The organism is Noviherbaspirillum sp. FW303-A3, from assembly GCF_058788695.1.
This window is the reverse complement of sequence record NZ_JBYTAZ010000001.1, coordinates 889662-909071: the sequence shown is the minus strand read 5'-3', so window position 1 is coordinate 909071 and position 19410 is coordinate 889662. Positions and strand designations below refer to the sequence as shown.

The 19410-nt window shown below is 61.3% G+C and carries 16 protein-coding genes; 12 read left to right on the top strand and 4 right to left on the bottom strand.

Annotation, left to right across the window (positions count from 1 at the left end; all coding sequences use genetic code 11):
• Nucleotides 1-170 precede the first annotated feature (170 nt).
• From lysS to AC3WOY_RS04430, 4 genes are all read right to left on the bottom strand, one after another.
• On the bottom strand, nucleotides 171-1697 hold the full coding sequence (lysS, locus tag AC3WOY_RS04445) for a lysine--tRNA ligase (RefSeq protein WP_492421170.1): 1527 nt from the start codon (nucleotides 1695-1697) through the stop codon (nucleotides 171-173).
• Between the two features lie 30 nt (nucleotides 1698-1727).
• A protein-coding gene (prfB, locus tag AC3WOY_RS04440; protein ID WP_492421168.1) for a peptide chain release factor 2 occupies nucleotides 1728-2832 on the bottom strand; the annotation gives its coding sequence in 2 pieces (ribosomal slippage) (nucleotides 1728-2750 and nucleotides 2752-2832; 1104 coding nt in all).
• Between the two features lie 94 nt (nucleotides 2833-2926).
• Nucleotides 2927-4576, bottom strand: coding sequence for a single-stranded-DNA-specific exonuclease RecJ (gene recJ, locus AC3WOY_RS04435; protein ID WP_492429187.1), 1650 nt, complete (start codon nucleotides 4574-4576; stop codon nucleotides 2927-2929).
• 41 nt (nucleotides 4577-4617) lie between these two features.
• On the bottom strand, nucleotides 4618-5676 hold the full coding sequence (locus tag AC3WOY_RS04430) for a hypothetical protein (RefSeq protein ID WP_492421166.1): 1059 nt from the start codon (nucleotides 5674-5676) through the stop codon (nucleotides 4618-4620).
• Between the two features lie 111 nt (nucleotides 5677-5787).
• On the opposite strand from AC3WOY_RS04430, the gene AC3WOY_RS04425 reads away from it, so the two are divergent.
• The 12 genes from AC3WOY_RS04425 (at nucleotide 5788) to ftsB (ending at nucleotide 19376) form a co-directional block, all read left to right on the top strand.
• Nucleotides 5788-6912 (top strand): tartrate dehydrogenase, encoded by a 1125-nt coding sequence (locus AC3WOY_RS04425; RefSeq protein ID WP_492421164.1) that lies wholly within the window; start codon nucleotides 5788-5790, stop codon nucleotides 6910-6912.
• Between the two features lie 18 nt (nucleotides 6913-6930).
• A complete protein-coding gene (gene hpaI / locus AC3WOY_RS04420) occupies nucleotides 6931-7737 on the top strand; it encodes a 4-hydroxy-2-oxoheptanedioate aldolase (RefSeq protein ID WP_492421162.1) in 807 nt (268 codons plus the stop codon).
• Between the two features lie 239 nt (nucleotides 7738-7976).
• The gene (locus AC3WOY_RS04415) at nucleotides 7977-9242 is read left to right on the top strand and encodes a lipoprotein-releasing ABC transporter permease subunit (protein ID WP_492421160.1); all 1266 of its coding nucleotides are present in this window, start codon (nucleotides 7977-7979) and stop codon (nucleotides 9240-9242) included.
• On the top strand, nucleotides 9235-9948 hold the full coding sequence (lolD, locus tag AC3WOY_RS04410; RefSeq protein ID WP_492421158.1) for a lipoprotein-releasing ABC transporter ATP-binding protein LolD: 714 nt from the start codon (nucleotides 9235-9237) through the stop codon (nucleotides 9946-9948). Before AC3WOY_RS04415 ends, lolD begins: the two co-directional genes overlap by 8 nt.
• Nucleotides 9938-10726: a TatD family hydrolase gene (locus AC3WOY_RS04405; RefSeq protein WP_492421156.1), complete on the top strand. Its 789-nt coding sequence runs from the start codon at nucleotides 9938-9940 to the stop codon at nucleotides 10724-10726. Before lolD ends, AC3WOY_RS04405 begins: the two co-directional genes overlap by 11 nt.
• A 4-nt stretch (nucleotides 10727-10730) precedes the next feature.
• On the top strand, nucleotides 10731-13163 hold the full coding sequence (locus AC3WOY_RS04400; RefSeq protein ID WP_492421154.1) for a DNA internalization-related competence protein ComEC/Rec2: 2433 nt from the start codon (nucleotides 10731-10733) through the stop codon (nucleotides 13161-13163).
• 77 nt (nucleotides 13164-13240) lie between these two features.
• A complete protein-coding gene (locus AC3WOY_RS04395) occupies nucleotides 13241-14038 on the top strand; it encodes an alpha/beta fold hydrolase (protein WP_492421152.1) in 798 nt (265 codons plus the stop codon).
• Nucleotides 14039-14043: 5 nt separating this feature from the next.
• Nucleotides 14044-14985 carry a lipid A deacylase LpxR family protein gene (locus tag AC3WOY_RS04390; RefSeq protein ID WP_492421150.1) on the top strand — a complete coding sequence of 314 codons (942 nt, stop codon included), beginning with the start codon at nucleotides 14044-14046 and terminating at the stop codon, nucleotides 14983-14985.
• A 103-nt stretch (nucleotides 14986-15088) separates the two neighbouring features.
• Complete coding sequence (gene pyrG, locus AC3WOY_RS04385) at nucleotides 15089-16747, top strand: CTP synthase (RefSeq protein WP_492421148.1); 1659 nt, start codon at nucleotides 15089-15091, stop codon at nucleotides 16745-16747.
• A complete protein-coding gene (gene kdsA / locus AC3WOY_RS04380) occupies nucleotides 16744-17598 on the top strand; it encodes a 3-deoxy-8-phosphooctulonate synthase (RefSeq protein WP_492421146.1) in 855 nt (284 codons plus the stop codon). The genes pyrG and kdsA overlap by 4 nt, the downstream gene beginning before the upstream one ends.
• Before the next feature lie 107 nt (nucleotides 17599-17705).
• The gene (gene eno / locus AC3WOY_RS04375) at nucleotides 17706-18989 is read left to right on the top strand and encodes a phosphopyruvate hydratase (protein ID WP_492421144.1); all 1284 of its coding nucleotides are present in this window, start codon (nucleotides 17706-17708) and stop codon (nucleotides 18987-18989) included.
• Nucleotides 18990-19052: 63 nt separating this feature from the next.
• Nucleotides 19053-19376: a cell division protein FtsB gene (gene ftsB, locus AC3WOY_RS04370; protein WP_492421142.1), complete on the top strand. Its 324-nt coding sequence runs from the start codon at nucleotides 19053-19055 to the stop codon at nucleotides 19374-19376.
• The last annotated feature ends 34 nt before the right edge of the window (nucleotides 19377-19410 follow it).

Below are 19410 nucleotides of genomic sequence, written 5' to 3'. Positions count from 1 at the left end.
GAAATGCATTTGAGACGATTATCAGAGGTAAGCCTTGGCAAAAAAAGGCGTTTAGTGTGTCAGGTGTAAGGCTTTGTAACGGCGTTTGTCGTCTGTCAAGGCAACCGCTGCATGAAAGGGAAACGGGACCGTCTCCGGTCCCGTTTCCCTTGCCAGTCTGGCAGCGTATTTCAGTCTTCCCGGCGCAGGTGCGGGAACAGGATCACATCGCGAATGTTGGGCGAATCGGTGATCAGCATCATCAGGCGGTCGATGCCGATGCCGCAGCCGCCTGTGGGCGGCAAACCGTACTCCAGCGCACGGATGTAATCGGCGTCGAAGAACATCGCTTCCTCGTCGCCCGCATCCTTGGCTGCTACTTGCGCATGGAAACGCGCAGCCTGGTCTTCCGCATCGTTCAGCTCGGAGAAGCCGTTGGCGATTTCGCGGCCGGTGATGAAGAGTTCGAAACGCTCGGTGATGCCCGGCACTGTATCGGATGCGCGTGCGAGCGGCGACACTTCGATCGGGTAATCGATGATGTAGGTCGGATTCCAAAGCTGGGATTCGGCCGTCTCTTCGAACAGCGCGAGCTGCAGGGCGCCGATGCCGGCGTTCTTCATCGGCTCGACGCCGAACTTCTTCAGTTCGGTGCGCAGGAATGTCGCATCGTGCAGCTGTTCGTCCGTGTATCCAGGCGCATATTTGTTGATGGCGCCGACGATGGTCAGGCGTTCGAACGGCTTGGAGAGATCCAGTTCGCGGCCCTGGTAGGTCAGGCAAGCCGTGCCGTGCGCATCGATCGCAGCCTGGCGGATGACTGCTTCGGTGAAGTCCATCAGCCACTTGTAGTCCACGTAGGCGGCGTAGAACTCCATCATCGTGAATTCCGGATTGTGGCGCGGCGACACGCCTTCATTGCGGAAGTTGCGGTTGACCTCGAACACGCGATCAAAACCACCGACCACGAGGCGCTTCAGGTACAGCTCGGGCGCGATGCGCAGGAACATTTCCATGTCCAGCGCATTGTGGTGGGTGATGAACGGCTTGGCCGCGGCGCCGCCTGGGATCGGATGCAGCATCGGCGTCTCGACTTCCATGAAACCGTGCTCGGACATGAAGCGTCGCATGGATGACATGGCAGCGGTGCGCTCCTTGAACACACGGCGCGTGTCCTCGCTCATGATGAGGTCGACGTAACGCTGGCGGTACTTGGTTTCCTGGTCGTGCAGGCCGTGGAACTTGTCGGGCAGGGGGCGCAGCGACTTGGTCAGCAGGCGCAGGCCGGTCACCTTGACGGACAGCTCGCCGGTCTTGGTCTTGAAGAGCAGGCCTTCCGCGCCGAGGATGTCGCCCAGGTCGTAATGCTTGAACCTGGCGTGCGTTTCCTCGCCGGCATTGTCATTGGTGATGTAGAGCTGGATGCGGCCGTTGGCCTTTTGGCCGGACGCATCCTGCAGGGTGGCGAAGGACGCCTTGCCCATCACGCGCTTGAGCATCATGCGACCGGCGACGGATACCTTGATCGGTTGTGCTTCAAGTTGTTCGTTGTCGAGTTCGCCGTACTGCGCGTGCAGGTCGGCGGCCTTGTGCTCCGGGCGGAAATCGTTGGGGAAGGCAGGACCCTGCTCGCGCAGCGCGGCCAGCTTGGCGCGGCGTTCGGCGATGATGGAATTCTCGTCTTGCGCCGGTACGTTTTGTTCGTGTTGGTTGGTCATGGACATTCTGCGGTCGATGGTGAAATGCGGTTATACGCCCTGCTTGAGCGAGGCAGCGATGAAATCGTCGAGGTCGCCGTCAAGCACGGCCTTGGTGTTGCCGACTTCATGATTGGTGCGCAGGTCCTTGATGCGCGACTGGTCGAGCACGTAAGAGCGGATCTGGTGGCCCCAACCGACATCGGTCTTGGAGTCTTCCAGTTTCTGCTGTTCACTCATGCGCTTGCGCAATTCCAGTTCGAACAGGCGCGATTTCAGCATTTCCCACGCTTCGGCGCGGTTGCGGTGCTGGCTGCGGTCGTTCTGGCACTGAACGACGATCCCGGAAGGCGCGTGCGTAAGACGGACGGCGGAGTCGGTCTTGTTGATGTGCTGGCCGCCGGCGCCGGATGCGCGATAGGTGTCAACGCGCACATCAGCCGGGTTGATGTCGATATCGATCGACTCATCCACTTCGGGATACACGAAAATACTGGAGAAAGAGGTGTGGCGGCCGTTGGCGGAATCGAACGGTGATTTCCGCACCAGCCGGTGCACACCGGTTTCCGTGCGCAAAAAGCCGTAGGCGTAATCCCCTTCGACCTTGAGCGTCGCGGTCTTGATGCCGGCCACTTCACCGTCGGACTGTTCCAGGATTTCGACCTTGAAACCCTTGCGCTCGCAATAGCGCAGGTACTGGCGCAACAGCATCGACGCCCAGTCCTGAGCCTCGGTGCCGCCGGCGCCGGCCTGGATGTCGATGAAGCAGTTGTTCGGATCCATCGGATTGGAGAACATCCGGCGGAACTCCATGCCTTCGACCAGCTTCCTGAGTTCTTCCGCGTCCTGCTCGATGGCAACCAGCGTGTCTTCGTCCTGCTCTTCGCGCGCCATCGCGAACAGGTCGCGGGTGTCGGCGAGATCGGCGTCGATCTTGGTGAGGGTGAGGACGATCGCTTCCAGCGATTTCTTTTCCTTGCCGAGGTCCTGGGCCCGTTTCGGGTCGTTCCAGACGTTGGGGTCTTCCAGTTCGGCGTTGACTTGTTCGAGCTTCTCCGACTTCACATCGAAGTCAAAGATACCTCCGTAGTTCGGCCGTGCGGGTGCTCAGGTCCGCGAGCAGCGAGGAGAGGGAATTTAGGCGTTCGGCTTCCATGGCGAATTCACTTGCAATCAAACCTGCCATTATACCCGACGCAGGCCCTTCCGAGGCGGGAAGCGGGCTTGCGCCGATGTCAGATTGTCACGCTTCAGGCCGCCTGCGCATGTTCCACCATCAGCTGGACGCGGGTCACGCCATTGTATTCATTCGCATCCAGCCGGTAGGCAACGAGGGCGCGTTCCGGCAGGTCGTCGATATGGCCGAACCAGATGGCGTCGTAGCGCTTGCCATTCTTTTCCAGCAGCAACTTGAGGTGCTTTTCCTTCAGGATGCGCTGGTTCAGGACGCGGAACTCGTCGCAGAACACCGGCGGTGCGAAGCCCTGGCCCCAGACCTGGCTGTCGATCAGCTCGATGAATTGCGTCGAGAAATAGGCTTCCTCCAGCGGCCCGTCGGTTTCGATCACGCGTTCCAGCTGGTTTTGCGTCAGCCATTCCCTGCCGACCGCTTCGAAAGCGTCGGCAAAGGCGTCGAAGGCATCGGCGCGGATCGTGAGGCCGGCGGCCATTGCGTGGCCACCGAATTTCGTGATGACGGAAGGGGCGTGCTTGGACACCAGGTCCAGTGCATCGCGCAGGTGGAAGCCGGCGATGGAGCGGCCCGAGCCCTTGATGAGGCCTTCGCCCCCCGGGGCAAACGTAATCGTCGGGCGGTAGAATTTGTCCTTCAGGCGCGAGGCGACGATGCCGATCACGCCCTGGTGCCAGGAGTCGTCGAAGACGCTGATCGTGGTCCTGTTCCGCGGGTCGTAGCTGTCGAGAAGCAGCATGGCGGTATCCTGCATGTCCGCTTCGATGTCGCGTCGTTCACGGTTGATGGCATCGAGCTGCTGCGCGATGGCCCAGGCGCGTCCCTCGTCCTCGGTCGTCAGGCATTCGATGCCGAGGGACATGTCCGCCAGCCGCCCGGCTGCGTTCAGGCGTGGGCCGAGCGCAAAACCAAGGTCGAAGGGGGTGGCGCGGCGGGCTTCGCGTCCTGCGGCGCGGAACAGTGCGGCAATGCCGGGTTGCATCCGGCCGGCGCGCATCCGCTTGAGACCCTGGGCGACGAGGATGCGGTTGTTCGCATCGAGCTTGACGACGTCGGCGACGGTGCCGAGGGCGACGAGATCGAGCAGGGCGTCCAGCTTGGGCTGGGTCTGCGCATCGAAGGCGCCGCGCTTGCGCAGTTCGGCGCGCAATGCGAGGAGCACGTAGAACATGACGCCGACGCCCGCCAGGTTCTTGCTCGGGAAGCCGCAGGATGGCTGGTTGGGGTTGACGATCACGCGTGCGTCGGGGAGCCGGTCGCCCGGCAAGTGATGGTCGGTGACGACCACGTCGATTCCACGCCGTTTTGCCTCTTCCACTCCGTCGATACTGGCAATGCCGTTGTCGACCGTGACAATGACGTCGGGCGACTTTTCACGCATGGTCAGCTCGACGATTTCCGGCGTCAGCCCGTATCCGTATTCGAAGCGGTTCGGCACGATGTAATCGACACGCGCGCCGAGCAGACGCAATCCACGCAGGGCGACCGCACAGGCCGTTGCGCCGTCGCAATCGTAGTCGGCGACGATGACCAGTTTCTTTTCCGCTGCAATCGCATCGGCGAGATAGGACGCCGCCGCGTCAATATGCAACAGGCCGGAAGGCGTGATGAGCGATGTCAGCTCGCTTGACAGTTCCGCCGTGTCGGCCAGCCCGCGCGCGGCGTAAATCCGTGCGAGCACAGGATGGATGCCTTGCTGGCGGAGCATTTCTGCCGTGCGGAAAGGCACGTTGCGGGTAAGGATGCGGGTCACGGACATAGTGGTGCGAGGGATGGTTTGACCCAGAATTTGCGCAGCGACGACCGGGTGGCGGTGAATCGGGAAATGCGGGAGTCGTGGGTAACGATCAAGGAAACCCGGTCGATCTTGCCGGACTTGAGCGCCTGCAGCAAGGGGGCGAACCAGATTTCCTCGAGATGTTTCATCTTTGTCAGCCAGCCAGCCCAGTCGTTGGCCAGGGCCGGTTCGAGCAGGGTGTCCAGGAGAAGCATGTTGCGTCCGGCTGCCGACGAAAGCAGGGCGCTTGCATCGGCGGCATCGCCATGCGCGGGCAAGAAACTGCGAAAGGCTTGCATGCTTCCGGACAGATTGAACGCCTTTTCGTAGTGCGAACTCTTTTCATTGTGCGGGCCGGATGGTCCGCCCCAGAGCCAGACGGAATTTACCGGCTTCTGCCGGCGTGCTTCCCGGGCTTCGTTGACGGCGTGGTTGAACCAGTGCATCTGCACGTCGTTTTGCACCTTGCGCCAGTCGCGCCCGCGCTCGCCCTTGGGCATCCAGATGTCAATGTTGTGCCCGCTGGCGGCATCAGGACTGGACGTCTCGAGCTCGCGCCAGTCTTCTGCGTCCACGAACCAGGTCGATGCGTCTCCGTACTGCAGGCGCTTCCCGGCCTCGGCAAATAGCGGGGCGGCAATATCGAAGAGTACACGCGACTCTTCCTCGCCCAACCCAAGCTGCCGGGGATCGGTCAGGACAAGATGGTCGCGTGCGATGTGGATGTGAACCGGTTGCAAGACGAACCAGGTGCCGGGCTGCGGCGCGACATGCATCGCTGCCATCAAGGCGGATGCGATCGGCGGGCTGCCATGCTTCTTCAGGCCGTCTTCCAAGCCGAAACGGCGAGCCATCCACAATTCATGCGGAAGGGCGCGCTGGAATTCTTCGATCACTTCATGATGCGCGTCACCGGATTTTGTTCGGGAAGCAAGCACGGCCAGCGAGGGGGATTCCAGCGATTTCAGCAAGTCGCCGGCCAGTTCCGGCGGCGGCAAGCCGAACGGGAGGAGAATATCAAGCTCAGTCATGCCGGGATTGTATGACAGACACAAAAAAACAGGCCGTGCGGCGATCGGCATCCTGCCCGGAATGGCGGAAAAGGGTAGGATGGCCGCACTCACACATCTTGGAACATGCCCATGACCTCACTTCAACAGAAACCATTCAGGATTGCCGTCATCCCGGGTGACGGCATCGGCAACGAAGTCATGCCCGAAGGCATGCGCGTGCTGCAGGCTGTCGCCGAGCGATTTTCGCTCGATCTCGAATTCCGCGACATCGACTGGGCCAGTTGTGCTTACTACGAAAAAACCGGCGGCATGATGCCGCCGGACTGGCGCGAGCAAATCGTGGATTGCGACGCATTGTATTTCGGCGCAGTGGGCTGGCCGGCGAAAGTGCCCGACCACATCTCGCTGTGGGGTTCGCTGCTCAAGTTCCGGCGCGACTTCGACCAGTACATCAACCTGCGGCCGGTGCGGCTGTTCGAGGGCGTGCCTTGCCCATTGGCCAATCGCAAGCCAGGCGATATCGATTTCTTCGTGGTCCGCGAGAATACGGAGGGCGAATACACGGCACTCGGGGGACGGATGTTCGAAGGGACGGAGCGCGAGCTGGTGGTGCAGGAATCCGTCTTTACGCGCACCGGAACCGACCGGGTGCTTCGCTACGCATTCGAACTTGCACAGTCGCGCCCGCGGCGTCATCTCACGGTTGCCACGAAATCGAACGGTATCGCCGTCAGCATGCCGTACTGGGACGAGCGTGCCGATGCCATGGCGCGCCAGTTTCCCGGCGTGTCGGTGGACCGCCAGCACATCGACATCCTGACCGCGCGCTTCGTGCTGCAGCCGAATCGTTTTGACGTCGTGGTGGCATCCAACCTTTTCGGCGACATCCTGTCCGATCTCGGTCCGGCATGCGCGGGCACGATCGGCCTGGCGCCATCGGCGAACCTCAATCCTGACCGCCGTTTCCCGTCGCTGTTCGAGCCTGTCCACGGTTCGGCACCGGATATCTACGGTAAAGGCATTGCCAATCCGGTTGCGATGATCTGGTCCGGAGCGTTGATGCTCGATTTCCTCGGCAAGGCAGCGGGGGCGAGCGGCGATGACCGATACATGAAAGCCCATGACGCCATTCTCAAGGCCATCGAAATCGTCCTGGCCAAGGGGCCGCGCACGCCTGACCTGGGGGGCGAGGCAAGCACGGAACAACTCGGTCGCGCCATTGCGGACCTGGTGCGGACTGTCGATATCGGCTGATGCAACGAAAGGACATGCATGTTTGAGAATACCTTCAAGGCCGCCTTGGCCAGGCGCGAACCGCAGGTCGGCCTGTGGCTGTCGCTTGGCGATCCGTACACGGCGGAACTGTGTGCTACGGCCGGCTTCGACTGGCTGCTGATCGATGGCGAACATTCGCCGAACGACGTGCGCAGCATCCTGGCGCAGCTCCAGGCCGTTGCGCCGTACCGGGGCCATCCCATCGTCCGCGCCGTTGTCGGCGATGTGGCACTGATCAAGCAACTGCTGGATATCGGCGCGCAGACGCTGCTGGTACCGATGGTCGATACCGCTGGACAGGCGAGGCAACTCGTGGCGGCAACACGCTATCCGCCGGAAGGTGTCCGCGGGGATGGCAGCGCCATCGCACGGGTATCGCGCTGGGGGCTGCTGCCCGACTATGTCGAGCGCGCCAACGATGAGGTCTGCCTCCTCGTGCAGGCCGAAACGAAACTGGCGCTGGAAAACCTGGAGGCGATCTGCGCCGTGGAGGGCGTCGACGGCGTGTTCGTCGGTCCGGCCGACCTTGCGGCTTCGCTCGGACACCGCAACAACCCCGGGCACCCCGATGTACAGGCGGCGATTGATGGCGCACTGCGCCGTATTATCGGTAGCGGGAAGGCGGCGGGAATCCTCTCATCGGATCCCGCGCAGGCGAAGCGCTATTTCGACATGGGCTGCACCTTTGTCGCTGCAGGAGTGGACGCGCGCCTGCTTGCAGTGGCGACACGGAACCTCCGCGCACAGTTCCCGGGCGGGGAAGGGCAATTGGCTGCGGACGGAAAGCCCGGCTCTGTCTATTGAGCGCTCGCGATCAACGCCGGCTGCGATTTTGCTTCCGTAAGTCATTGATTTAAAAGGAGGGGAGTGTGCTTTTCTTCTCTTTAAACCTTTGATTTGATTGAGAAAAGTCTTGTCGTCGCGCAGTGCGCTATGGCAAACTCCCGGCAGCAGAAGTTGCCAAGAAGTCTATTTGACAGGCGCGCTGCCGGAAATGCAGGCCGGTCCATCCGCGTGGTCCCGGCCGTCTTCAGGAGTCCCTTTTGAGCATCATCAAGAACATGCCCTTCGAGTGGCTGGTCGGAATGCGCTATACGCGCGCCGGACGCCGCAGCGGGCGCAACAGCTTCATTTCATTCATTTCGCTGATCTCGATGGCCGGCATCGCGCTCGGTGTCGCGGCCCTGATAGTCGTGCTGTCGGTCATGAACGGCTTCCAGAAGGAGGTCCGTGACCGCATGCTGTCAGTGCTGTCGCACATCGAAGTCTTCGACGCCACCGGCAGCATGCCGAACTGGCAGGAAACCGCCCGCGAAGCCTTCCAGGCGAAAGAGGTAAAAGGTGCCGCCCCCTACGTTGCGGCCCAGGCCATGATGACGCGGGACGACTCGGTGCGCGGCGTCGTCATTCGCGGCGTATTGCCCGACCAGGAGCCGAAAGTCTCGGATGTGGCCGACCAGGTGCGCGACGGCAGCTTCAACAGCCTGAAATCGGGCGAATTCAATATCGTGCTTGGCAAGGATCTTGCGCGCGCATTGCGGGTCAACGTCGGCGACAAGGTCACGATGATCGCGCCGCAGGGGCAGGTAACGCCCGCAGGCGTCCTGCCGCGCCTGAAGCAGTACACCGTGGGGGGGATCTTCGAGGCCGGCCACAACGAATATGACTCCAGCCTGGCATTCATCCACATCGACGACGCCATGCGGATGTTCAAGCTGGAAGCGCCGACCGGCTTGCGCCTGCGCATCGCCGACATGCAACGTGCGCCGGAAGTCGCCTTGACGCTGTCGCGCATCCTGAGCGGCAATCTGCTGATTCTCGATTGGTCGAAGCAGAACCGGACATGGTTTGCCGCCGTGCAGACCGAGAAACGCATGATGTTCATCATCCTCACGCTCATCATCGCGGTGGCGGCATTCAATCTCGTCTCCACGCTGGTCATGACCGTGACCGACAAGCAGGCCGATATCGCCATCCTTCGCACGCTCGGCGCATCGCCAGGATCGATCATGAAGATTTTCATCATCCAGGGCGCGCTGGTCGGCTTGCTGGGAACGGCAATCGGTGTTGGCCTTGGCGTGTCGGTTGCGATGAATATCGACGTCATCGTGCCGTTCATCGAACGCTTGCTCGGCGTGCAATTCCTGTCCAAGGACATCTACCTGATCAGCGCGCTGCCGTCGGATCTGCGCTGGCCGGACGTCTGGACGATCGGCAGCGTCGCCGTCGTGCTCGCTTTCCTGGCGACGCTGTATCCGAGCTGGCGTGCCGCCAATGTGCGTCCCGCGGAGGCGCTCCGCTATGAATAAGGATGGCATCGTGAATACGACGGATCAGGTGGTTTTGTCTTGCCGCGGCCTCGCGAAAACCTTCACGCAGGGCAAGTACTCGGTGAATGTATTCGGTGGCATTGATTTCAGCGTCAGCAGGGGCGAGCGTGTGGCAATTGTCGGCGCGTCGGGTTCCGGCAAATCGACCCTGCTGCATCTGCTGGGCGGACTCGATACGCCGAGTGCGGGCAGCGTCACGCTGCAAGGGCGCGATTTCGCCAGCCTCAATGAAAAGACGCGCGGAGACCTGCGCAACAGCGCGCTTGGCTTCGTCTACCAGTTCCATCATCTGCTGCCGGAATTTTCCGCGCTCGACAACGTCGGCATGCCGCTGATGATCCGCCGGAAGCGCCGATCCGAAGCGCACGACGCCGCGCAACAAGTGCTCGCACGCGTAGGCCTGGCGAATCGCGTCACGCACGTCCCCGGCGAACTGTCCGGCGGCGAGCGCCAGCGTGTTGCACTGGCACGTGCGCTGGTCACGCAACCGGCCTGTGTGCTGGCGGACGAACCGACCGGCAATCTTGACCGTGTCACCGCGCACAAGACCTTCGACCTGATGCTCGAGCTGTCGCGTACGCTCGGCACGGCATTCGTCATCGTCACGCATGACATTGAACTCGCGCGGCACTGCGACCGCGTGTTGCGGCTGTCGGAGGATGGACTTCATCCCTATGTGGATTGATACCCATTGCCACCTTGACGCGGCCGAATTCGGCGCGGACCCCGGGGCTGTAGCGCAGGCAGCGGGGCAGGGGGGCGTGTCGCAGATCGTGATTCCCGCGATCGCCAGGGATAACTTCGCGACCGTCAGAGAGCTTGCGGGCCGGCACGCGAACTGCTTCTACGCACTCGGGATTCATCCCATTTTCGTACCGCAGGCCGCCGAAGAGGATCTGGACGCACTGCGCGCGGCGATTGACGCCGCCATGGATGATCCCCGCTTCGTTGCGGTCGGCGAAATCGGCCTCGACTTCTTCGTTCCCGGCCTGGGCGAAGGCGAATTGCGCAGGAAGCAGGAATTTTTCTACAGCGAGCAACTGAAAATCGCGCGTGACGCAGGATTGCCGGTGCTGCTGCATGTGCGACGTTCACAGGACATCATCCTCAAGTACCTGCGGCGCATCGACATGCCCGGCGGTATCGCCCACGCCTTCAACGGCAGTTTCCAGCAAGCGGAAGAATTTATCCGTCTCGGCTTCAAGCTGGGCTTCGGCGGCGCGATGACTTTCCCCAGGGCGCTGCAGATCCGTCGACTTGCTGCGACCGTGGACGAAAGCGCGATTGTCCTGGAAACAGACGCGCCCGACATTTCTCCTGTCTGGTTGCACCCACGGCGCAACAGCCCGGAAGAATTGCCTCGCATAGGCCAGGTGCTTGCCGGCTTGCGAAGCATTCCGGTCGAACGTGTTGCCGACATCACTTCCCGCAATGCACGCAATGTGCTGCCTCGACTGAATTAGGGCGATGCGCAGTCTCGTTGTCGGTCTGGTGGCTGGCGCAGCCATCTTGCAGAACCAGGCTGCGCTGCCTGCGGTCTGGGTACTGGCGCTCTTGCTTGCGGCGGCATTTCTTGCAGGCTGCTGGATGCGCCGTGTACGTCATCCGGTGCTCCGTCCTGCACTCCTGTTCTGCTGCGGCATCGTGCTCGGATTTTCCTGGGCCGGACTGCTGGCCCAGCATACGCTGTCGGAAGAGCTGGCCAAGGAGTGGGAAGGCCGCGATATCACCGTCATCGGCACGATTGACAGCCTGCCTTACTACTTCGAGCAGGGTATGCGCTTCAATCTTGCCGTGGAACGCATCGTCGATGCGACGAATGATGAGGATGAAGAAATGCCGGCAGTGCCCACACGGCTGGCCCTGTCCTGGTATTCCGCCTTCCGTGCCGACGAGATGCAGGCGGTCGGTCGCGTACAGCCGGGCGAACGATGGCAGCTCACGGTGCGCCTGCGCCGGCCGCACGGCAATGCCAATCCCCACGTTTTCGACTATGAAGTCTGGTTGCTTGAACAGGGCTTGCGCGCAACCGGCTATGTCCGTCCCGACCAGCGCGCCGCACTGAAGAATCAGCGGCTGGACGATTTCGTCCCTGGTTTTCGCAATGTCGTCGAACGCAGCAGGGCATGGCTGCGCGACCGGATACACGATGCGCTGCCGGACAAGGAATACGCGGGCGTGATCGTCGCGCTCGTCATCGGCGACCAGCGGGCGGTCAGCCAGTCCGACTGGAAGGTATTCAACCGGACCGGCGTCGGACACCTGATTTCCATCTCCGGTCTGCACATCACGATGGTGTCCGGCATGTTCGCCGCCCTGGTGCTGGCGCTCTGGCGCCGTTCATTCTTCACGCGCGCGAACCTGCCGCTGGTGCTGCCCGCACAGAAAGCCGCGGCGCTGGCCGGTGCCGGCATGGCGCTGGTATACGTCCTGCTCGCCGGATTTGGTGTCCCGGCACAGAGAACGCTCTATATGCTGACCGTCGTTGCATTGGCTGTCTGGTTCGGGCGGATCACCAATGTTTCGCATGTGCTGTGTGCAGCGCTTGCCGTTGTGATCGTGCTCGACCCGTGGGCGGTGCTCTGGCCCGGCTTCTGGCTGTCGTTCGGCGCGGTGGCAATCATCCTGTATGCCTCTGCTGGGAGGGCGCGGATCACGGTAGACGAAGAAACTGTCGTGCATAAATGGACGACCGGATTACGGTCGGCAACGCGAACCCAGTACGTCGTCACCATAGGGCTCATCCCGTTGACGATGCTGCTGTTCGGCCAGTTTTCAGTGATCGGTCCGGTGGCGAACGCGATTGCCATTCCATTGATCAGCTTTCTCGTTACGCCTTTGTCGCTGGCCGGCAGCGTGCTGCCCGAGCCATTGATCGGGTGGGTGCTTGGCAGTGCGCATGCGATGGTGGCATGGCTTGCCTCCATACTCGAAATTTTGAGCGAATCTCCGGCTGCAGTATGGAGCGCACCGATTCCTTCATGGTGGATGTTCCTTGCGGCGCTGACCGGCACGCTGTGGCTGCTCGCGCCGAAAGGCTGGCCCGTGCGATGGCTCGGCCTTGCCGGACTCCTCCCATTGTTCCTGAATACTCCGTTTCATCCAAAGGAAGGGGAGCTCTGGGTTACTGCCTTCGACGTGGGGCAGGGCATGGCGCTACTGATCGAAACAGAACAGCGGCGCCTGTTGTACGACACCGGCCCGGCCTATTCGACGGAATCCGATGGCGGCAACCGCGTCATCCTGCCGTACCTGCGCGCCCGTGGAATCGGGAAGCTCGATGCAGTGGTGGTATCGCACAGCGATAACGATCATTCCGGAGGTGCGCTGTCTATCCTGGACGAGATCGATGTGGCAACTGTCTATTCGTCGCTTCCGGATGGACATGCGATCATCGAAGCGTCACAGGCGCACCAGCGTTGCGTCGACGGACAGGCCTGGGACTGGGACGGCATCCGCTTCGACATGCTGCACCCGAACGTGGAGAGCTATGAGAGCGTGAAATGGAAGCCCAATGCGCGCAGCTGCACCCTCAAGATCACCCTCGGCGAACATTCCATCCTCCTGCCCGGCGATATAGAGGCGGCACAGGAGGCAGCCCTTGTCGATAGCGATCCCGAACGCTTGCGCTCCACCATCCTTCTCGCCCCGCACCATGGCAGCGGCACGTCGTCGACGCAGGCCTTCCTGAACGCGGTGCAACCGGAAATCGCCCTGTTCCAGGTCGGCTACCGCAACCGGTATCGGCATCCCAAGGCCGAGGTGTTCGATCGATACGGCCGGCTTGGCGTCAGGCGCATCCGCTCGGACGAATCGGGTGCGGTGTCGATACGCTTCGGGCGGACGCTTGAAGTGGGCGAATACCGGACGGAGCATGCGCGTTACTGGTACGGCCGTTAGGTAAAGTGTTCCAATCCTGAAGACGCCAATCGAATTACAATCTGCTTCATTCCAGCATCCGGCAATCCAGGAAAAGAATGCACCGTCCCTTCCTTCATTTCGCACACGCCAACAGTTATCCGTCCGGCACGTATCGCGTCTTTTTCGATCACATGCGCAAGCATTACGATGTCCAGGCACTCCCCATGCACGCCCACAATCCCGCTTATCCAGTCAGCAATGGCTGGCCGGCCCTGGTCAGGGAACTGGTGGATGAACTGGAGTCCCGCTACACCGAACCGGTGATTCTTGTCGGCCATTCGATGGGTGGCATGCTCAGCCTGATGGCGGCGAGGGCGCGGCCGGAACTTGCACGTTGCGTCGTGCTGCTGGATTCGCCCGTCGTGGTGGGCTGGCGGGCAGTATTGCTGCGCGCCGCGAAGCGGCTTGGCGTCGACAAACGGTTTTCCCCGGCGCAGTTCTCCGAGAAACGGCGCAATGTGTGGCCAAGTGTCGACGCGGCGTACGAACACTATGCAAGCAAGCCCATGTTCGCCGCATGGCCGCAGGAAGTGTTGCGCGACTATGTCGAGCACGGGCTCATGTCCCATTCGGACGGCGTCACCCTCCGCTTCACGCGCGAGACGGAAACTGCTGTTTACCGAACCTTGCCTCATGATCTGGGAAGATTGATCCGCCGGCCGTTTCCGGTGCCGGTCGGCTTTGTCGGCGGCGCAGATTCCGTCGAATGCCGCCAGGCGGGATTGGCGGCGACGCGCCGTCTCGTCGGCCGCCATTTCGCACAGATTCCCGGCGGACATCTGTTCCCGATGGAGCATCCGGTTGCCGCTGCCAAGGCTGTGCACGGCATGATCCAGACCATTCTTCCAAAGTGAGCGAAATGCGTTACCTGTCCGACAAACCGATCGTCTTTTGCCTGGCGATGCTCGCGGCGGGCTCCGCGGGGGCCACTTCTTTTTCGGATATCGTCACCGAGTACGAGAACGTGCGCACGAAAGGTACGGTTACGCACCTTGTCGATATCGACAACGATACGTTGCTGCTTGACCGCGATGACGGTTTTTACACAAGCGGCATGCGTTACACGGATGTCCGTTCGCTGCGCAGCGGCGACAGGATGACCAGCTTCGGCTGGCGGATTGGGCAGGAGCTGTACACGGCCTCCGATATCAAGCTGCCGCCCGAGTTCGTCGGCCCGCCGAACCATCCCTATGCCGGCTGGCTGTACGGCGGCATCTTCAGGGAAGTGCGGCTTGCGGACGGCACGTATACGAAGATAGGCGTTGATATCGGTTGCCTTGGCCCGTGCGCAGGCGGCGAATGGACCCAGACGCAGTTCCACAAGGTGATCGACCAGCCGCTGCCGCGCGGGTGGGGCAAGCAGGTGAGGAACGAAGCAGGTGTCGTGCTGCACGCTGAAATTGCGCCGGTGCGATGGGCTTTCGGGCCTTCTTTCGACATCACGCCGGCGTTCAGCGCCCGTTTCGGCAATATTTTCACCGACGCCGGCGCAAGTCTGCTGGCGCGCGCCGGCCAGCTCAATATCCTGCCGTCCGCGCCCGCATTCCATGCCTACTTGCGCACGGAGGTTCGCGCGGTGGGTTACAACGCGACCCTTCAGGGCGGATATTTCACAAAAAACAACCCACATACCGTCGACCCCAAACGGTTCACCGGAAGTGCGGAAGCCGGGATCGTGTGGAATCGCGGGGCATACGGCGCGCGGCTGGCGTTTGTCCGGCGTGGCAATGAAATCAGGGACTTATCGAATTCCATCGGTGCGCAAAACTACCTGCATCTGCAGTTTTCCTACACGCCCTGAGAGTATGGTCAGATTGATATGAGAAGCATGAAACAAGGGAAGGCCGGACCGGTTTAGGTTATAATTTGAATTTCCCGCACGTGCCGTCCGGCACATCTCAGCAATGACCAAGTTTGTATTCGTCACTGGCGGCGTTGTCTCATCCCTGGGCAAAGGGATTGCAGCCGCGTCACTCGCTGCGATCCTAGAATCGCGCGGCCTCAAAGTCACTCTCATCAAGCTCGATCCGTACATCAACGTTGATCCCGGTACGATGAGCCCATTCCAGCACGGCGAAGTGTTCGTCACCGACGACGGTGCCGAAACCGACCTCGACCTCGGCCACTATGAGCGCTTCATCACGGCCAAGATGAGGAAGGTGAACAACTTCACCACCGGCCAGATCTATGAATCCGTGATCCGCAAGGAGCGCCGCGGCGAGTATCTGGGCAAGACCGTGCAGGTGATCCCGCACATCACCAACGAAATCCAGGATTTCATCCACCGTGGCGCCGAAGGTTTCGACGTCGCGCTGGTGGAAATCGGCGGAACCGTTGGCGACATCGAATCGCTGCCCTTCCTGGAAGCCGCACGTCAGCTCAGCTTGCGCGCAGGCCGCAACGAGACCGCATTCGTTCACCTGACGCTGGTACCTTACATCGCGTCCGCCGGCGAACTGAAGACCAAGCCGACCCAGCACAGCGTGCAAAAGCTGCGCGAAATCGGTATTTCGCCCGACGCGCTGCTGTGCCGCGCCGACCGCCGCATTCCGGACGACGAGCGCGCAAAGATCTCGCTGTTCTCCAATGTGCGCGAGGAAGCCGTCATCTCCGTGTGGGATGCCGACACGATCTACAAGATCCCCCAGATGCTGCATGACCAGGCCCTGGACAAGATCATCTGCGAAAAGCTCGATATTTCGCCGAAGCCGGCCGACCTGTCCGTCTGGAACAAGCTCGTCTACGCGCTGGAGCATCCGAAAGCGGAAGTCACCATCGGCATGGTCGGCAAGTACGTCGACCTGACCGAATCGTACAAGTCGCTGACCGAAGCGCTGCGTCATGCCGGCATCCACACCGAAAGCCGCGTGAACATCGAATATCTCGACTCCGAAGAGATCGAGGAAAAGGGCGTGGCGAATCTCGCCAAGTACGACGCCATTCTGGTTCCGGGCGGCTTCGGCAAGCGCGGCGTCGAGGGCAAGATTGCTGCCGCACGTTACGCACGCGAAAGCAAGGTGCCGTACCTTGGCATCTGCCTCGGCATGCAAGTGGCCCTGATCGAATATGCCCGCAACAAGGCCGGCCTGACCAAGTCCAATTCCACCGAATTCGATCCCGACACCGAACAGCCGGTCGTCGCGCTGATCACCGAGTGGCAGAACCACGACGGCAAGGTCGAGCGCCGCGATGTGAACTCCGACCTCGGCGGCACCATGCGCCTTGGTGCGCAGACCTGCTCGGTCAAGCCGGGCACCATCGCATCGGAAATTTACGGCGACAAGGTCACCGAACGTCATCGTCACCGCTACGAAGCGAACAACCATTACCTGACTCGCGTCGAAGAAGCGGGCCTGATCGTATCCGCGCGTACGCCGAATGAAGGCCTGTGCGAAATCATGGAATTGCCGCGTACCGGCGAGAGCGGCCATCCGTGGTTCGTCGGCGTGCAATATCACCCCGAATTCAAGTCGACCCCGCGCGACGGCCATCCGCTGTTCATTTCCTTCATCAAGGCAGCGCTGGCACACAAGCAGGCGTCGTCCGAGAGGAAAGCAGCATGAAATTATGCGGTTTTGAAGCAGGGCTCGACCGGCCGTTCTTCCTGATCGCCGGTCCCTGCGTGATCGAGTCGCAGCAAATGGCGCTCGACACCGCGGGCCGCCTGAAGGAAATCACGTCCGAACTCGGCATTCCGTTCATCTACAAGTCCTCTTTCGACAAGGCGAACCGTTCCTCCGGTACATCCTTCCGCGGCCTGGGCATGCAGAAGGGCCTGGAAATCCTGGCCGAAGTGAAGAAGCAGATCGGCGTGCCGGTACTGACCGACATCCATGAGATCGACGAAATCAAACCCGTTGCGGCCGTCGTCGATGTACTGCAGACGCCGGCATTCCTGTGCCGCCAGACCGATTTCATCCGCGCCTGCGCCCAGTCCGGCAAGCCTGTGAATATCAAGAAGGGCCAGTTCCTCGCACCCGGCGACATGAAGAATGTCATCGACAAGGCGCGTGCCGCCGCCAAGGAAGCCGGCCTCGAGCAGGACAATTTCATGGCCTGCGAGCGCGGTGTTTCCTTCGGCTATAACAATCTTGTGTCCGACATGCGCTCCCTGGCAATCATGCGCGAAACGGGTTGTCCGGTCGTCTTCGACGCCACCCATTCGGTGCAGTTGCCGGGCGGGCAGGGCACTTCTTCCGGCGGCCAGCGCGAATTCGTGCCGGTCCTGGCACGCGCTGCAGTCGCGGTCGGTATTTCCGGCCTGTTCATGGAAACCCATCCGAAGCCGGCAGAGGCGATGTCCGACGGTCCCAATGCCGTCCCGCTTGGCCGCATGAAAGACTTGCTGTCCACGCTGGTCGAACTCGACCGTGTCGTGAAGAAGGCAGGTTTTGCGGAAACCGATTTTTCGTAATCGGATTTGCGGTTTTCCGGTGCGGATGCGCGCCGCCTGACAATAATGAAGCAGAATTCGGCGCCCACCGCGCCCAACAGGATTTTCTTTTATCTGGGAGATTTTGAATGAGTGCTATCGTAGACATCATTGGCCGTGAAGTAATCGATTCCCGCGGCAACCCTACCGTCGAATGCGACGTGCTGCTGGAATCCGGCGTCATGGGCCGTGCCGCCGTGCCGTCCGGCGCCTCCACCGGTTCGCGCGAAGCCATCGAATTGCGCGACGGCGACAAGAGCCGCTACATGGGCAAGGGTGTGCTCAAGGCCTGCGAAAACATCAACACCGAAATCTCCGAAGCCATCATGGGCCTGGACGCCAATGAACAGGCTTTCCTCGATCGCACCCTGATTGACCTCGACGGCACCGAGAACAAGTCGCGCCTCGGCGCCAACGCCACCCTGGCCGTGTCCATGGCGGTCGCCAAGGCTGCCGCCGAGGAATCCGGCCTGCCGCTGTACCGCTACTTCGGCGGCTCCGGCGCGATGCAGATGCCGGTGCCGATGATGAACGTCATCAACGGCGGCGCGCACGCCGACAACAACCTCGACCTGCAGGAATTCATGATCATCCCGGTGGGCGCTCCGTCCTTCCGCGAAGCGATCCGCTACGGCGCCGAAGTGTTCCACACCCTCAAGAAGATCCTGCATGACAAGGGTCTGACCACCGCGGTCGGCGACGAAGGCGGCTTCGCTCCGTCCGTGGCCAACCATGAAGAAGCGATCAAGCTGATCCTGCAAGCCATCGAGCAGGCCGGCTACGAGCCGGGCACGCAGATCGCGCTGGGCCTGGACTGCGCCGCTTCCGAGTTCTACAAGGACGGCAAGTACCAGCTGTCGGGCGAAGGCCTGTCGCTGTCGTCGGCCGATTTCACCAACCTGCTGGCGACCTGGTGCGACAAGTACCCGATCATTTCCATCGAGGACGGCATGGCCGAGAACGACTGGGAAGGCTGGGCGACGCTGACCAATGCGCTGGGCAAGAAGGCACAGCTGGTGGGCGACGACCTGTTCGTGACCAACACCAAGATCCTGCGTGAAGGCATCCAGAAGAACATCGCCAACTCCATCCTCATCAAGATCAACCAGATCGGCACGCTGACAGAGACGTTTGCGGCGATCGAGATGGCCAAGCGCGCGGGTTACACCGCCGTGATTTCGCACCGTTCGGGCGAGACCGAGGATTCGACGATTGCCGATATCGCGGTCGGCACCAATGCGCTGCAGATCAAGACCGGTTCCATGTCCCGTTCGGACCGCATGGCGAAGTACAACCAGCTGCTGCGCATCGAGGAAGATCTCGGCGACATCGCCAGCTACCCGGGCCGCAGCGCGTTCTACAACCTGCGTTAACCGGAAGTGACAGTTGGATGAAATTTGGGGGCATCGGCCCCCAAATTTCTTTAGAATGCACGCATGCGTCTCATCACACTCAGCCTTGCGGCCTTGCTCTTGCTGATCCAGTATCCCCTGTGGCTGGGGAAGGGCGGCTGGCTGCGCGTCTGGGATCTTGAAGGCCAGGTCGAAACGGCGCAGAAAAAGAACGCCGAACTCAAGGCGCGCAACGACAAGCTTAATTCTGAAGTGCGGGATTTGCGCGATGGGACGGGAGCGGTGGAAGAGCGTGCCCGTTATGAGCTGGGCATGATCAAGAACGGGGAAATCTTTGTCCAGATCCTTGATCCGGGCAGTTCGATTTCCACTGCGCCCAAGCCGGCGGCAACATCAAAATCCAACTGATTCGCAATGAGCGCCGGGACAACCCGGCGTTTTC

Coding starts and splice junctions, on each gene's coding strand:
- lysS (WP_492421170.1), bottom strand. CDS start 1,697: ATGACCAACCAACACGAACAAAACGTACCGGCGCAAGACGAGAATTCC.
- recJ (WP_492429187.1), bottom strand. CDS start 4,576: ATGCTCCGCCAGCAAGGCATCCATCCTGTGCTCGCACGGATTTACGCC.
- AC3WOY_RS04430 (WP_492421166.1), bottom strand. CDS start 5,676: ATGACTGAGCTTGATATTCTCCTCCCGTTCGGCTTGCCGCCGCCGGAA.
- AC3WOY_RS04425 (WP_492421164.1), top strand. CDS start 5,788: ATGACCTCACTTCAACAGAAACCATTCAGGATTGCCGTCATCCCGGGT.
- hpaI (WP_492421162.1), top strand. CDS start 6,931: ATGTTTGAGAATACCTTCAAGGCCGCCTTGGCCAGGCGCGAACCGCAG.
- lolD (WP_492421158.1), top strand. CDS start 9,235: ATGAATAAGGATGGCATCGTGAATACGACGGATCAGGTGGTTTTGTCT.
- AC3WOY_RS04405 (WP_492421156.1), top strand. CDS start 9,938: ATGTGGATTGATACCCATTGCCACCTTGACGCGGCCGAATTCGGCGCG.
- AC3WOY_RS04400 (WP_492421154.1), top strand. CDS start 10,731: ATGCGCAGTCTCGTTGTCGGTCTGGTGGCTGGCGCAGCCATCTTGCAG.
- AC3WOY_RS04395 (WP_492421152.1), top strand. CDS start 13,241: ATGCACCGTCCCTTCCTTCATTTCGCACACGCCAACAGTTATCCGTCC.
- AC3WOY_RS04390 (WP_492421150.1), top strand. CDS start 14,044: ATGCGTTACCTGTCCGACAAACCGATCGTCTTTTGCCTGGCGATGCTC.
- pyrG (WP_492421148.1), top strand. CDS start 15,089: ATGACCAAGTTTGTATTCGTCACTGGCGGCGTTGTCTCATCCCTGGGC.
- kdsA (WP_492421146.1), top strand. CDS start 16,744: ATGAAATTATGCGGTTTTGAAGCAGGGCTCGACCGGCCGTTCTTCCTG.
- eno (WP_492421144.1), top strand. CDS start 17,706: ATGAGTGCTATCGTAGACATCATTGGCCGTGAAGTAATCGATTCCCGC.
- ftsB (WP_492421142.1), top strand. CDS start 19,053: ATGCGTCTCATCACACTCAGCCTTGCGGCCTTGCTCTTGCTGATCCAG.